Source organism: Janthinobacterium sp. GW823-FHT03B06 (assembly GCF_058796955.1).
This window is the reverse complement of record NZ_JBXAJE010000009.1, coordinates 22,139-35,324: the sequence shown is the minus strand read 5'-3', so window position 1 is coordinate 35,324 and position 13,186 is coordinate 22,139. Positions and strand designations below refer to the sequence as shown.

The following is a 13,186-nucleotide window of genomic DNA, read 5'->3' as shown; positions in this document are numbered from 1 at the left end:
TGAAGCGAGCCTTAAGAATACTTGCTAAATATCAAGATAACAGCAGATGGGGATGGCGAGGCGCATGGCGGCGCCAGGAGCGCCGCCATGGAAAGGAAGGTCAGTTCAGGCGCGCCAGGTGGCGCTGTACGCAGAGGAAGGCGCCGATCAGGCCGAGGCCGGCGCTGACGGCCAGCAAGCCGGCCATCGGCAGCGGCGCCAGCGGCACCAGCTGGAATTCGGACGCATACAGGCGTGCAAACTCGGCAATCGCGGTATTGAGCGGCTGCAAGGCCAGCGCCACGGCGCCCAGCGCCAGCGCACCGGCGCACAGGCCCAGCAGGGCGCCCGTGTAATAGAAGGGGCGGTGGATGAAAGTATCGGTGGCGCCGATCAGTTTCGAGATGCTGATTTCATCGCGCTGCTGCATCACTTGCAGGCGGATGGTATTGAAGACCACGGCGATGACGGCCACGCCCAGGGTGATGGCCAGCAGCAGCAGCACCAGGCGCAGCACGCCCAGCAGGGCCGCCAGACGCTTGACCCAGGCCGAATCGACTTGCGCCGATTCCACGCCCGGCAGGTGGCGCAACTGTTCCGCCACGGCATCGACATCCTGCGCTTCGCTGGCGCTGCTGAAGGCGTCGAGTTTCAGCACATAGCTGTCGGGCAGGGGATTGTCGCCCAGGGTGCTCAGTACGTCGGCCAGGCCGTTCTTGTTCTTCAGCGTATCGAGCGCCTGTTCGCGCGGGATGAAGACGATCTTCGCCTTTTGCTCGCCGACGATCTTGCGCATGGCGCTGGCCAGGGCCACGGCTTGCTCGCGCGGCGTGTCGATCTTCAGGAAGACGCTGATTTCCGGGTCGACCGACATCTGTTCCGACATGGGGCGCACATTGTCGAGCATGGTCAAGCCGGCGAACGGCAGCGACAGGGCGATGGCGACGACGAGCACGTTCAGTAAAAAGCCACCTGGCGACTTGCGCAAGTGAATCAGCGCCGAACCGAGCGCGAAGCGGTGTTGACGGAACCAGCCTCTCATGCCTGTTCTCCCTGCGCGTCGTCCTGGTCGGGAGCGGGCGCAAAGTCGGGATCGGGCGGGGCGAAGACGGGCGCCTGCGTGGCCTTGTCGATGGCGACCAGCTGGCCGTTCTTCAGGTGGATCACGCGGGCGGCGGCGTCGAGCATCTGTTCGTCATGGCTGGAAATGAGGCAAGTCACGCCCACCGAGTGGAATGCTTTGAGGGCGTCGAGCACCTTGTTGGCGCTGGCGCGGTCCAGGTTGGCCGTCGGTTCGTCGGCCAGGATGATCTGCGGCCGGTTGACGATGGCGCGCGCGATCGATACGCGCTGCTGCTCGCCGCCCGACAGCGACAGCGGACGCGCCATGGCGCGGTCCAGCAATCCCACCTTGTCGAGCGCGGCGCGCGCGCGCTGCTCGGCGGCAACTTTATGCGCGCCGACGACGAGCAGCGGCAGCATGACGTTGGCCAGGATGGAGCGGTCGTTCAGCAGTTTTTGCTGCTGGAAGATCAGGCCCATGTTCCGGCGCAAAAACGGCACGCCGGCCGGCTTGATCTTCGCCATGTCCTGGCCATTGACGATCAGCTTGCCCGACGTGGGGCGTTCCATAGCGGCGATCATTTTCAGCAAGGTGGACTTGCCGGCGCCGGACGGGCCGGCCAGGAAGACCAGCTCGCCCTTGGCAATACTGAGCGAAATGTCGCTGAGCGCCACGGCGTCGGGGGAGTATTGCTTGGAGACGTGCTGAAATTCAATCATGTATGGGCTTATCCGAGCAGCGCTTCGACAAATTCGGCAGCCACGAAAGGCTGCAAGTCTTCAATTTTCTCACCGATGCCGATGAAATACACGGGCACGGGGCGCACGCGGGCAATCGCCGCCAGCACGCCGCCCTTGGCGGTACCGTCCAGCTTGGTGATCACCAGGCCGCTCAACTGCAGGGCATCGTCGAAGGCCTTCACTTGCGTGAGGGCGTTCTGGCCCGTGTTGCCGTCGATGACGAGCAGGGTTTCATGCGGTGCGCCCTCCATGCCCTTGCCGATCACGCGCTTGATTTTCTTCAATTCTTCCATCAAGTGCAACTGCGTCGGCAGGCGGCCGGCCGTGTCGACCATGACCACGTCGATGCCGCGCGCCTTCGCCGATTGCACGGAGTCGTAGGCCACGGCGGCCGGGTCGCCCGATTCCTGCGAAATCACGGTAACGTTGTTGCGCTCGCCCCAGACCATCAGCTGCTCGCGCGCGGCGGCGCGGAAGGTGTCGCCCGCGGCCAGCAGCACGGACTGGTTGTTCGACTGCATGTGCTTGGCCAGCTTGCCGATGGTGGTGGTCTTGCCCGCGCCATTGACGCCGGAAATCATCATCACCAGCGGCTTGTGGCGGCCCAGCTCGAAGCGCTTTTCCAGCGGCGAGAGCAGCTCGATCAGCAGCACTTTCAGCGCGGCCTTGACGGCGGCTGCGTCGAGCAGCTTGTCTTCCTTGACCTTTTTCTTCAATTCCGTGAGCAGGAATTCGGTGGCGTCGATGCCGGCGTCGGACATCAGCAGCGCCGCTTCCAGCTCTTCGTACAGGGCGTCGTCGATCTTCGCGCCGACGAACAGCACGGACAAGGTGTTCGAGGTTTTCGACAGGCCCGCCTTCAGGCGCGTCATCCACGATTTTTTCTCGGGTTCGGCAGCGACGATCACGGGCACGAGCTCGGCTGGCGCGCCGCTCAGGGGCGCAGCGGCAGGCTGCGGTGCGGGCGGCGTGGCGGGAAGGACGAGGGGCTCGGCTGGTGCGGCCTCGGGAGCGATGGGTTTTTTCTTGAAGAAACTAAACATGGATGTGTGGTGGCGGGTGCTGACCTAAGGCCCGGCGGCGCCGGACACTGTGTTACGGGCTATTCTACCAGAGCGCGCCCGGCCCTTCATGCTTTACTGTTCGATTGGCAACATTGCGTGCCTATCCACGGAGATCGCCGCAGTTGCCGCGCTTTTCAACGGGTTCAATGCGTTTGCAGGGCCAGCGCCTGGTGGCGGCGGCGCCAGTCGGCGATGCTTTCGTCGACTTGCCGCAAGTCCAGCACATGCAGGAAAGAAGGGGGCTGCTTGTACAGCACGGGACTGCGTCCCCCTGCCCACAATTCCATGCTTGGCGGCAAGTTCGCATGCAGTTGCTGCAGGCTGTCGCGCGTCTGCCGCTGCTTGCTGGCGCTGGAAAACGACAGCGCCACGATATCGGCCCGCTGCGCGCGGGCGGCCGCGACGATGTCCGTCAGCGGCGTTTCCACTCCCAGCGACATGCAATGGGCGCCCGCCGCCGCGCACAGCGCCTCGGCCATCAGCAGCCCCAGGCCATGACGCTCCTGCGGCAAGGTACTGAGCACGATGCGCGGCGTGCGCGTCGATGGGCTGCTTGCCTGCGGCAGGGAAAAGATGGCGTGGCGCATCACCGTTTGCAAGGTTTCGCTATACAGATGCTCTTCATACACGGCCAGGTCGCCGCAAGCCCATGCCTCGCCCACCATGCCCGTCAGGGGGGCGATCACGTCGATGGTGAACGCTTTCAAGCCCAGCACGGCCAGCGCCTGGCGCAGGGCGTCACCCAGTTCCGCCATCTGGTGGCCGCGGCACAGCGACAGGTAGTGTTCGAGCTGCGGAGGCGGCGTTGACGGCGCCGCACTGCCGGCGCTGGCCAGCTGCTGCAGTTGCACGGTGCTGTGCTGCATGATTTTTCCCGGACGAAAGCCGAGGTCCAGCAGGCGCTTGACCATGCGCAACTTCTGCACTTGCTCGGCCGGGTAGCTGCGCTCGCCAAAGGCGTCGCGCTGAGGCTGGGGAAAAGCGTAGCGGCGCTCCCAGACACGCAAGGTTTCCTTGGCCAGCCCGGTATCGCGCTCGACATCGCTGATGCTGAAGGCGGAAGTAGGTTGCAGGTCAGTATCCATACCAGGGGCTTGCTCGCATGCCAAAAAGAACGTGGAGTGCATTTTACGCCTTCCGCCGCCCCGGACCAAATAGCTGAATCCGATTGGAAATTGCCGACGTATAAGTTGTGGAACGGCCGAGGGCGCTCATTGACATAAATCAATATTTCATCGATTATCCATGAGGCTCGTTTTGTCCAGGACAAACTTAATACAGGTGTACTCATGAAAATTGCCGTCGTCGGAGCAGGAATTGCAGGTTTGTCGTGTGCCTATCGCCTGGCGCAGGCGGGCCAGGACGTGACCTTGTACGAGGCGGGCGACTATTTTGGCGGCCACAGCCATACGGTCGATGTCACGCTCGATGGCGTCACGCATGGCGTCGACACGGGTTTCCTCGTGTTTAACCACGCCACCTATCCGAACCTGGTGCAACTGTTTGACGAACTCGGTGTCGAGGCGGCCGACAGCGACATGTCGTTTTCCGTGAAGATGCCGCTGGGCACCTCGTCCGATGCCCGCGTGCTGGAATGGGCGGGCGCCAATTTCGATACCGTGTTCACGCAGCGCAGCAATCTGTTGCGCCCCGCCTTCCTGCGCATGCTGCGCGATATCGTGCGCTTCAACCGCCAGGCCAGCGCCCTGGCCATGGCCAGCGTGCCGGCGCCGGCCATGTCGCTCGGCGAGTTCCTTGATCTGCACAATTATGGCGACGAGTTCCGTCACTGGTATCTGTTGCCGATGGCCGCCTGCATCTGGTCGTGCCCGGCGCGCCAGATGCTGGCCTTTCCCTTGGCCACCTTCATCCGTTTTTGCCACAACCACGGCTTGCTGCAGGTGAGCAACCGGCCGCAATGGCGTACGGTGCGCGGCGGTGCGCGCGTGTACGTGGAAAAACTGCTGGCAGGCATTGCGCAGCAGCGCCTGGCGTGTCCCGTGCTGGCCGTGCGCCGCCAGGGGCACAACGGCGCACGCATGGTCGAGCTGCATACGGCGGCCGGCGTCGAGCATGCCGATCACGTGGTACTCGCTTGCCACAGCGACCAGTCGCTGGCCCTGCTGGCGGACATCCGTGACGACGAGCGCTCCGTGCTTGAAGCCGTGCGCTACCAGCCAAACCGGGCCGTGCTGCATACGGATGCGTCTTGCCTGCCGCAGCGCCGCCGCGCCTGGTCGGCCTGGAATTACCAGGGCCGGCCGGCCGCGCAGGAGGGCGAATCGCCGCAGGTATGCGTGCACTATTTGCTGAACCAGCTGCAGCCGCTGCCGTTTACGACGCCCGTCATCGTCTCGCTCAATCCGCTCGACGAGCCGGACCCGGCCAAGGTCATCGACGCGTTTTCGTATGCCCACCCCGTGTTCGATGGCGCGGCCATTGCGGCCCAGGCGCGCCTGGCCGGTTTCCAGGGCGCGCAGCACACGTGGTTCGCGGGCGCCTGGACGGGCTATGGTTTCCATGAAGACGGTTTGAAGTCGGGCCTGGCCGTGGCGCAAATACTCAATGGCATGGCGGCGGCGGAGCTCGGCCATGCCGCGTAATTCATCGCCGTCCGTGCCGCCGCAGCCCCAGCTGTGTCTGGGGCGGGTGCGGCATGCGCGGCTGCGTCCGCGCGCGCATGCTTTCAGTTACGGCATGTTTTATCTGCGCCTGCCCTTGCGCAGCCTGGACGCGCACGATTTTCCTGCCCGCTTGATCTCGCGCAACGGCGCCAATGTGCTGTCCTTCCGCGACAGCGACCATGGCGATGGCACGACGCCGCTGCTGGAGTGGATCGATGGCTTGCTGCGCCAGCAAGGCGTGCTCGACGCGGGCGGCGAAATCTGGCTGCAAACCATGCCGCGCATGTTCGGCTATGTGTTCAATCCCGTCAGCTTCTGGTTTTGCCACCGTCCGGATGGCGCCTTGCGCGCCGTGGTCTGCGACGTGCGCAATACCTTCGGCGAGCGCCACCTGTACCTGCTCGAACAGGGCGGGCCCATCGCTTATGGCAGCGAATTGCAGGCCAGAAAAATTTTCCACGTGTCGCCATTTTGCAAGGTGGAAGGGCATTACCGCTTCCGTTTCCTGCGCAACACTGAAAAGGATGGCGAGCGCCACCTGGCCCGGGTCGATTACGACGACCTTGACGGTCCTGTTTTGCAGACGAGCTTGTCCGGTACGGCGCGGCCGCTGCGCGATGGCGCCATCGCCTGGGCTCTGCTGCGCTACCCGCTGATGACGTTTGGCGTGATGGCGCGCATCCATTGGCAAGCCTTGCGCCTGTGGCTGCGCCGCGTGCCGTTTTTCAGCAAACCCCACCCTCCACAAGAAAAGGTGTCCCGATGAGCTCCGACTCCCTGCCGACCGGCCTGCATGCGCGCAGCAGCGCGTGTCCCGCGCACTTGCCCGACCACACGCACCTGGATATGCCCGCTTCCGGGCGCATGATCGTGCGCCTGCTGCAAAAATTACAATATGGCGCCCTGCGTCTGCGCACGCCGGATGGCAGCATCTTGCTGTACGGCGACGGCAGCCACCCCGTCACCCTGGACTTGCACAACTGGCGCCTGTGTTCCGCCGTGTTGCGCTCGGGCGATATCGGCTTTGCGGAAACGTTTATCGCCGGCGACTGGCGCACGGACAATTTGCCGGGCTTGATCGAGCTGATGATACGCAACCGCGCGCAGATCGAGTCCTTGATCTATGGCAACTGGTGGGGCAACCTGGTCTACAAGCTGCGGCATTTGCTCAACCGCAATTCGCGCGCCGGCAGCAAGAAGAATATCCACGCCCATTACGACATCGGCAACGCCTTTTATCAGTTGTGGCTGGATCCGTCGATGACGTATTCGAGTGCGCTGTTCGCCGAAGGCGCCAGCCTGGAGCAGGCGCAAGGGGCGAAATACCGGCGCATCGCCGATCAGCTTCAACTGCAGCCAGGCGCCAAGGTGCTGGAAATCGGCTGCGGCTGGGGCGGTTTTGCGGAAACGGCGGCGCGCAGCTACGGCGCCCATGTGACGGGCCTGACCTTGTCGACCGAACAGCTGGCGTATGCGCGCCGGCGCCTGCAGGACGCGGGGCTGGCGGCGCAGGCCGACCTCCAGCTGTGTGATTACCGCGACAGCGCCGGCCAGTACGACGCCATCGCCTCGATCGAAATGTTCGAAGCCGTGGGGCAAAGCTACTGGCCCGGCTATTTCGCCTGCGTGGCGCGCAACCTGAAGCGGGGCGGCCGCGCCTGCATCCAGACCATCGTCATCGCCGACGACTTGTTCGAGCGCTACAGCAAAAGCACGGATTTCATTCAACAGTATATTTTTCCGGGCGGCATGCTGCCGTCGCCGGCCGAGTTCCGCCGCGCCGCCGAGGCGCAGGGCTTGCGCGTGGAAGACGCCTTCCGCTTTGGCCTCGATTATGCGCAAACCCTGCGCCAGTGGCGCGCCAGCTTCCTGGCCCAGCGCACGGCGCTGGAAAAGCAGGGTTTCGATGGCCGTTTCCTGCTGACCTGGGAGTTTTACCTCGCGTATTGCGAGGCCGCCTTCCAGGCGCACAACACGGATGTAATGCAATTTACTCTGGTGAAGGACTGACCATGCGCCGTTTGCTTGCCACTGTTGTGCTGTCATTGACCATGTTGGGTGCCGCGGCCGCGCCGCCTGCCTTTGTCGCTGCCGACGTGCCCGAGGCCCGGCTGGCGGGGGAGGGCGAATACACGTGGTTCGGCATGCGTATTTATCGGGCACAACTGTGGGTGGGACCGCAGGGCTACCAGGGCGCGGCGTCCGAAACGGCGCCGTTTGCGCTGGAATTGCGCTACGCACGTTCGCTCGATGGCAAGAAGATCGCCGAAGCCAGTTATGAACAGATGCAGAAAATCGGCGCCGGCACGCCGGAGCAGCGCCTGGCGTGGCTGTCGACCATGCAGCGCATCTTTCCTGACGTCAAAGAGGAGCAGCGTATCGCGGGCGTCTACCGGGCCGGCATCGCGCCCGGCGTGCGCTTTTATCTCGATGGCAAGGTGCTGGCCGACGTGAGCGATGGCGATTTCGCGCGCGCGTTTTTTGCCATCTGGCTCTCGCCGTCGACCACGGCACCCAAGCTGCGCGCGGCCTTGCTGCAGAATGCGGCGCCGCTGCCATGAACGCCGGGGCCAGCGTGTTGAGCTTGCCGGCCTTGTTCAGCTACGGCCTGTTCGGCTTGCCGCTGGCCATGCTGGCGCTGCCCATCTATATCTATGTGGCGCCGTTTTATGCGCAGCGCAGCAGTCTTGACCTGGCGCAGATCGGCGCCGTGCTACTCGCGGCGCGCATCGCCGCCGCCTTCATCGATCCGGCCCTGGGCGCCTGGATGGCGCGTGGCGGGCGCAGTTATGCCATGCTTGTCGGCGCCGCGCTGCCCTTGCTGCTGCTGGGCTTTGGCGCGCTGTTCCATCCACCGCCGATGCCGCAAGAGGTTACCCTGGCCTGGTTCCTGGCAGCCTTGCTGCTCGTCTACACGGCCTATGGCCTGGCCGGCATCGCGCACCAGAGCTGGGGCGCGGCGCTCACCCAGGCGTCCACGCAGCGGGCGCGGGTGGCGGCCGTGCGCGAAGGCTGCGGCTTGCTGGGCGTGATCCTGGCGGCCGGGCTGACTTCCGTGCTCGGCTATGACGGCTTGTCGCTGGCCTTTGCCGTCTGCCTGCTGGCGGCGGGTGCGCTGCTGCTGGCGCGCGCGCCGCGTCCCGCCTTGCGCAGCGCCGGGGAAACGTTACCCGGCAATGGCTGGAAGCTGCCGTTTCGCCAGCGCGCGTTTCGCTGGCTGTTTGCCGTCCTGCTCGTCAATGGCGTGGCGGCCGCCATCCCCGCCACCCTGTTCCTGTTCTTTGCCGGAGACTACTTGCGCCTGGGCCATTACGCGGGACCGTTCCTGATCGTCTACTTTTGTGCGGCGGCCGCCTCGATGCCCGTGTGGGTGGCCCTGGCGCGCCGGTTTGGCGAGGCGCGCGCCTGGGGCGGCGCCATGCTGCTGGCCGCGACCGTGTTTGTCTGGGCGTATGGCCTGGGCGCGGGCGCCGCCTGGGGCTTTGCCGCGATTTGCCTGCTGTCGGGCCTGGCGCTGGGCGCCGACCTGGCCTTGCCGCCGGCCCTGCTGGCAGGGCTGATCGGCGCGGCCGGCCATGCCGGGCGGCACGAAGCGGCATATTTCGGCTGGTGGAACTGGGGCGTGCAAATGAGTCTGGCGCTGGCGGCCGGCATCGCCCTGCCCCTGCTGGCCTGGCTCGGCTATGTGCCTGGCAACAGCAGCGGCGGTTTGCCGGCCCTGGCTGCCGCCTACGCCTTGCTGCCCTGCGCCTTGAAACTGCTGGCGGCGCTGCTGCTGTGGCGCGCGCCGCTACAACATATATATAGTGAACCCGGGGAGTATCGTCCATGTACCTGATGAAATGTTGCCGGCGCGGCATGACGGCCGCCGCCTTGCTGCTGGCGCTGGCCGCCTGTTCCACGCCGCCCACGCCCGCCACTTACGCGCAGGAAACACCCAAGCTGGACCTGCAACAGTACTTCAACGGCACGCTCGACGCCCACGGCATCTTCCAGGACCGCTCCGGCATGGTCGTGAAACGCTTCACCGTCGTGATGCGGGCCAGTTGGGCGGGCGAGACGGGTACCCTGGACGAGGATTTCACGTATTCGGACGGCAGCCGCCAACGGCGCGTATGGACCTTGCGCAAGACGGCGCCCGGGCGCTTCATCGGCACGGCGCCCGACGTGATCGGCGAGGCCGTCGGCGAAGTGGCCGGCAATGCCTTGCGCTGGCAATACGTGCTGGCGCTGCCCGTCGATGGCACGGTCTATCACGTCGACTTCGAGGATTGGATGTTCCTGATGGATGAAAAGGTCATGCTGAACCGCGCCGCCATGAGCAAGTTCGGCTTCAGCCTGGGCGCCGTCACTTTATCGTTCAGCAAACGTCCGCAGGCGGCCCCATGAATCGCAAGATCACCAGCTGGGCCGGCAAGCACGTGTGGATCATCGGCGCTTCCAGCGGCATCGGCGCCGCCTGCGCCACCTTGCTGCTGGAGCAGGGCGCCAGCGTGGCCTTGTCGGCGCGTCACCGCGCCAGCCTCGAGCAGTTGTGCGAGGGGCAGCCGCTGGCGCAGGCATTGCCGCTCGATATCACCCAGCATGCGCAGCTGCGGGCCGTCTGCGTGGAGTTGCAGCGGCAGTGGACGCATATCGACCTGATACTGGTGGTCGCTGGTGGTTATCAGGCCATGCGCGCCGATAGCTTCGACCTTGAGGCGGCGCAGGGCTTGCTGGCCCTGAATGTGGGCGGCGTCTTCAATTGCCTGGAGCAGGCCTTGCCGTGGCTGTTGCGCCAGGGCAGCGGCGGCATCGGCATCGTCGCCTCGGTGGCCGGCTATGGCGGCTTGCCCAAGGCGCTCGCATATGGCGCCAGCAAGGCTGCGCTGATCAATCTGACGGAGTCGCTGTATCTGGACCTGCATCCACGCGGGATTGATGTATATCAAATCAACCCCGGTTTTGTCGCCACGCCTTTGACTGCGGACAACGATTTCACCATGCCGGCCCTGATGACGGCGCAGGACGCGGCCGCCGCCATGCTCGACGGCATCGAGCGGGGGCAGTTTCACATCCACTTTCCCAAACGCTTTACCAATACCCTGCGCCTGGCGCGGCTGTTGCCGTACCGCGCCTATTTCTGGCTGATCCGCAAGGTGACGGGCGTATGAGCACAAGCATGCGGGACACGGAAGGCGTGGAACAGGCGCTGACGCGTCTGGTGGCCTTTTACGAGCACCTGAGCCTGGAAAGCCTGGCCCAGCTGGGGGCCGTGTACGCGCCGGACGCCCATTTCAAGGACCCGTTCAACGAGGTGAAGGGGCATGCCGCCATTCTGGCCATCTTCGAGCACATGTTCGTGCAGGTCGATGCGCCCCGGTTTGTCGTGCTGGAAAGCCTGGGGCAGGGGCAACAAGCCTTTCTGATCTGGGAGTTTCGTTTCCGCATGAAACGACTGGTATCTGGCGAACAATGCATACGCGGCGCCACACATGTGCGCTTCGATGCGCAGGGACGGGTGCTCGTGCACCGCGATTATTGGGATGCGGCGGAAGAGTTGTATGAAAAACTGCCGTTGCTGGGCTCTTTCATGCGCCTGCTCCGGCGCGCAAGCCAGCGTTAAAGCTTGTTTCTCTATGCTTTTAAGAAAAAAATGCAAAAAAGAGAAAGTAAAGATGTGAAATGGGGCCGCTGAAAACTTGATTTCGGTCAAAGTGTCGTTTTTTAGACACAAAAATATCAAAATATTGAGAAGGCAACATTGTAAGAAATTGTTTCAAGTGATGCGCAATTTGCAAGCAAGAGTCGTACTCATCCGTTCCAATCGGATGGTGGAAGCGTGGTCTGAAAAACATGGAAAACATTTCTATGTGAGCAATTTAAATTACCGGAAAGTCAGTAATTGTGTTGATACTTTGCCTATTTTTTTGACGCGTGCGCCGACGTCGAAAATAGCGCCTACGCCCCTGAATAATGCGGCAACGCACCAAAAATGGGCGCATGCATTCCCGTTTTTGGGCATTCGGCAGCAAACATTGCCGATGCCGTGTATGCTTCGTCCCGTTTATCCATTATCGCCTGACAAATTGTGCGCTTTGTCGCGTAAATCTTGGAGGGCAAATGAGGGGTAAAGCATGTTGACGTTTTAATCACTCGCCTGATACTGTTGCACTAATACAACGGGTGTCGACTAGGCATGCGCTATGATGGAATGGTCAATCAGGCCAATGCATTGGTTGGCAAGGGGCACTGGCTCTGTCGCGTAGTACGGTTGGCGATGGTCGGGATGCCTGAAAAAGCCCCCGGCCTGGTACCGGAAGTAACATGTTGGAACTTGATGGAATGTGAAACGGTCGTTATAGTGCCGCTTCCGGTGCCGTTTGAGCACCGAACCGGCGCACGAATAACGGTCGTTATGCAGCCTTCAAGCTTATCGGTGCAATAGCGTGCCGATACCGATATGAATGTTCCTCTGACCGGAACAGCAATGTGGCAGGTGGAGACCTTGCCCTCACTCATAAAAAGCGCTCTGCTAGAGCGCAGCTCGAGATGCATAGGCTGTATTACTTTTTGCTTCAAAAATTAAAGGAAATCGCAATGAAAAAAACTCTGATCACCCTGGCAGTTCTGGCAGCAGCCACTGGCGTAGCCCAAGCTCAATCGAGCGTTGTTATCTACGGTACCGTTGACGCTGGTTTCGTCAGCGAGCGCGGCGGTGTTAACGGCAACGTTAACAAACTGGACAGCGGCATTGCTTCGGCTTCCCGTATCGGCTTCAAAGGCACCGAAGATCTGGGCAGCGGCCTGTCGGCACTGTTCGTTCTGGAATCGGGCTTCGGCGTTGACAACGGTCAACAAGACGTTGCAGGCAGCTTGTTCAACCGTCAAGCTTACGTTGGTCTGAGCAGCAAAACGACCGGTACCCTGACCCTGGGTCGTCAATACACCCCTTGGTACAACACCCTGTCGAAAGTTGCTGATCCATTCGCAGCTGGCTACGCTGGTTCCGCTAAGAACCTGTTCCCATCGAACACCCGCACCAGCAACACCGTGCTGTACACCTCGCCAAACTTCAACGGCTTTGACGCTGACGTGGCTTACACCTTCGGCGAGCAAGCTGAGTCGAACAAAATCGGCCGCAAAATCGGCGCGTCGGCTGGCTACTCGAACGGTCCTTTGAACGCTCGTATCGCTTACAACAACACCAGCAACGACACCGCAACGACCGAAACCGGTAGCGGCCGTAACTGGTTGGCTGCAGCTAACTACGACTTCGCAGTTGCTAAAGCTTACATCGCATACGGCGCAAACAAAGGCCAAAACAGCGCCATCCGCAACAACGGCAATGTTAACGCGTTTAACTACACTTCGGCTGGCTACAGCACCGACAGCAACAACATCCTGGTCGGCGCAACCGTACCTGTTGGCCCAGCTGGCACCGTAATGGCTTCGTTCATCCGCACGAACGACAAAACCGCTGCTAACGCTGATGCTGATCAATGGGCACTGGGCTACTCGTACGCTCTGTCGAAGCGCACCAGCACCTACGCTTCGTACGCTAAAATCAAGAACAAAAACAACGCTGGCTACACCGTTGGTAACAACAGCAATGTTGGTACGGGCGACAAAGCCTTCAACGTTGGCGTTCGTCACTCGTTCTAATATTCGCGCAAGCGAAGCTTAGTACCGCTGCCAGCATCCCTTCGGGGATGCTGATAAGCAAGGAAACGCGCT

At 62.5% G+C, this 13,186-nt stretch carries 13 protein-coding genes; 9 read left to right on the top strand and 4 right to left on the bottom strand.

Annotation, left to right across the window (positions count from 1 at the left end; all coding sequences use genetic code 11):
* Window positions 1-100: 100 nt before the first annotated feature.
* The 4 genes from ftsX to AC1RBA_RS24035 form a co-directional block, all read right to left on the bottom strand.
* On the bottom strand, window positions 101-1,021 hold the full coding sequence (ftsX, locus tag AC1RBA_RS24050; protein ID WP_070222518.1) for a permease-like cell division protein FtsX: 921 nt from the start codon (window positions 1,019-1,021) through the stop codon (window positions 101-103).
* Window positions 1,018-1,761: a cell division ATP-binding protein FtsE gene (locus AC1RBA_RS24045; protein ID WP_070222516.1), complete on the bottom strand. Its 744-nt coding sequence runs from the start codon at window positions 1,759-1,761 to the stop codon at window positions 1,018-1,020. Before AC1RBA_RS24045 ends, ftsX begins: the two co-directional genes overlap by 4 nt.
* A gap of 8 nt (window positions 1,762-1,769) precedes the next feature.
* Window positions 1,770-2,825 carry a signal recognition particle-docking protein FtsY gene (gene ftsY / locus AC1RBA_RS24040; protein ID WP_492420003.1) on the bottom strand — a complete coding sequence of 352 codons (1,056 nt, stop codon included), beginning with the start codon at window positions 2,823-2,825 and terminating at the stop codon, window positions 1,770-1,772.
* Between the two features lie 164 nt (window positions 2,826-2,989).
* Window positions 2,990-3,931 carry a MerR family transcriptional regulator gene (locus AC1RBA_RS24035; protein WP_230506317.1) on the bottom strand — a complete coding sequence of 314 codons (942 nt, stop codon included), beginning with the start codon at window positions 3,929-3,931 and terminating at the stop codon, window positions 2,990-2,992.
* A gap of 204 nt (window positions 3,932-4,135) precedes the next feature.
* Between AC1RBA_RS24035 and AC1RBA_RS24030 the strand changes: the two genes are divergently transcribed.
* The 9 genes from AC1RBA_RS24030 (at window position 4,136) to AC1RBA_RS23990 (ending at window position 13,114) form a co-directional block, all read left to right on the top strand.
* The gene (locus AC1RBA_RS24030) at window positions 4,136-5,449 is read left to right on the top strand and encodes an NAD(P)/FAD-dependent oxidoreductase (protein WP_070222510.1); all 1,314 of its coding nucleotides are present in this window, start codon (window positions 4,136-4,138) and stop codon (window positions 5,447-5,449) included.
* Complete coding sequence (locus AC1RBA_RS24025; RefSeq protein WP_492420002.1) at window positions 5,439-6,236, top strand: DUF1365 domain-containing protein; 798 nt, start codon at window positions 5,439-5,441, stop codon at window positions 6,234-6,236. The genes AC1RBA_RS24030 and AC1RBA_RS24025 overlap by 11 nt, the downstream gene beginning before the upstream one ends.
* The gene (locus AC1RBA_RS24020) at window positions 6,233-7,480 is read left to right on the top strand and encodes a class I SAM-dependent methyltransferase (protein ID WP_492420001.1); all 1,248 of its coding nucleotides are present in this window, start codon (window positions 6,233-6,235) and stop codon (window positions 7,478-7,480) included. Before AC1RBA_RS24025 ends, AC1RBA_RS24020 begins: the two co-directional genes overlap by 4 nt.
* Window positions 7,481-7,482: 2 nt before the next feature.
* Complete coding sequence (locus AC1RBA_RS24015; RefSeq protein ID WP_492420000.1) at window positions 7,483-8,031, top strand: chalcone isomerase family protein; 549 nt, start codon at window positions 7,483-7,485, stop codon at window positions 8,029-8,031.
* Complete coding sequence (locus tag AC1RBA_RS24010; RefSeq protein WP_492419999.1) at window positions 8,028-9,308, top strand: MFS transporter; 1,281 nt, start codon at window positions 8,028-8,030, stop codon at window positions 9,306-9,308. Before AC1RBA_RS24015 ends, AC1RBA_RS24010 begins: the two co-directional genes overlap by 4 nt.
* Window positions 9,299-9,859, top strand: a complete 561-nt coding sequence (locus AC1RBA_RS24005; protein ID WP_492419998.1) for a DUF3833 domain-containing protein — start codon at window positions 9,299-9,301, stop codon at window positions 9,857-9,859. The genes AC1RBA_RS24010 and AC1RBA_RS24005 overlap by 10 nt, the downstream gene beginning before the upstream one ends.
* On the top strand, window positions 9,856-10,623 hold the full coding sequence (locus AC1RBA_RS24000) for an SDR family NAD(P)-dependent oxidoreductase (RefSeq protein WP_070222504.1): 768 nt from the start codon (window positions 9,856-9,858) through the stop codon (window positions 10,621-10,623). The genes AC1RBA_RS24005 and AC1RBA_RS24000 overlap by 4 nt, the downstream gene beginning before the upstream one ends.
* A complete protein-coding gene (locus AC1RBA_RS23995; RefSeq protein ID WP_492419997.1) occupies window positions 10,620-11,075 on the top strand; it encodes a nuclear transport factor 2 family protein in 456 nt (151 codons plus the stop codon). The genes AC1RBA_RS24000 and AC1RBA_RS23995 overlap by 4 nt, the downstream gene beginning before the upstream one ends.
* Before the next feature lie 974 nt (window positions 11,076-12,049).
* Window positions 12,050-13,114 (top strand): porin, encoded by a 1,065-nt coding sequence (locus AC1RBA_RS23990; RefSeq protein WP_070222502.1) that lies wholly within the window; start codon window positions 12,050-12,052, stop codon window positions 13,112-13,114.
* Window positions 13,115-13,186: the final 72 nt, after the last annotated feature.

Excerpts from the sequence above, each read along its gene's own strand:
- AC1RBA_RS24010 (WP_492419999.1), top strand. The coding sequence starts at position 8,028 with ATGAACGCCGGGGCCAGCGTGTTGAGCTTGCCGGCCTTGTTCAGCTAC.
- ftsY (WP_492420003.1), bottom strand. The coding sequence starts at position 2,825 with ATGTTTAGTTTCTTCAAGAAAAAACCCATCGCTCCCGAGGCCGCACCA.
- AC1RBA_RS24045 (WP_070222516.1), bottom strand. The coding sequence starts at position 1,761 with ATGATTGAATTTCAGCACGTCTCCAAGCAATACTCCCCCGACGCCGTG.
- AC1RBA_RS23995 (WP_492419997.1), top strand. The coding sequence starts at position 10,620 with ATGAGCACAAGCATGCGGGACACGGAAGGCGTGGAACAGGCGCTGACG.
- AC1RBA_RS24005 (WP_492419998.1), top strand. The coding sequence starts at position 9,299 with ATGTACCTGATGAAATGTTGCCGGCGCGGCATGACGGCCGCCGCCTTG.
- AC1RBA_RS24030 (WP_070222510.1), top strand. The coding sequence starts at position 4,136 with ATGAAAATTGCCGTCGTCGGAGCAGGAATTGCAGGTTTGTCGTGTGCC.
- AC1RBA_RS24025 (WP_492420002.1), top strand. The coding sequence starts at position 5,439 with ATGCCGCGTAATTCATCGCCGTCCGTGCCGCCGCAGCCCCAGCTGTGT.
- AC1RBA_RS23990 (WP_070222502.1), top strand. The coding sequence starts at position 12,050 with ATGAAAAAAACTCTGATCACCCTGGCAGTTCTGGCAGCAGCCACTGGC.
- ftsX (WP_070222518.1), bottom strand. The coding sequence starts at position 1,021 with ATGAGAGGCTGGTTCCGTCAACACCGCTTCGCGCTCGGTTCGGCGCTG.
- AC1RBA_RS24020 (WP_492420001.1), top strand. The coding sequence starts at position 6,233 with ATGAGCTCCGACTCCCTGCCGACCGGCCTGCATGCGCGCAGCAGCGCG.
- AC1RBA_RS24000 (WP_070222504.1), top strand. The coding sequence starts at position 9,856 with ATGAATCGCAAGATCACCAGCTGGGCCGGCAAGCACGTGTGGATCATC.
- AC1RBA_RS24015 (WP_492420000.1), top strand. The coding sequence starts at position 7,483 with ATGCGCCGTTTGCTTGCCACTGTTGTGCTGTCATTGACCATGTTGGGT.
- AC1RBA_RS24035 (WP_230506317.1), bottom strand. The coding sequence starts at position 3,931 with ATGGATACTGACCTGCAACCTACTTCCGCCTTCAGCATCAGCGATGTC.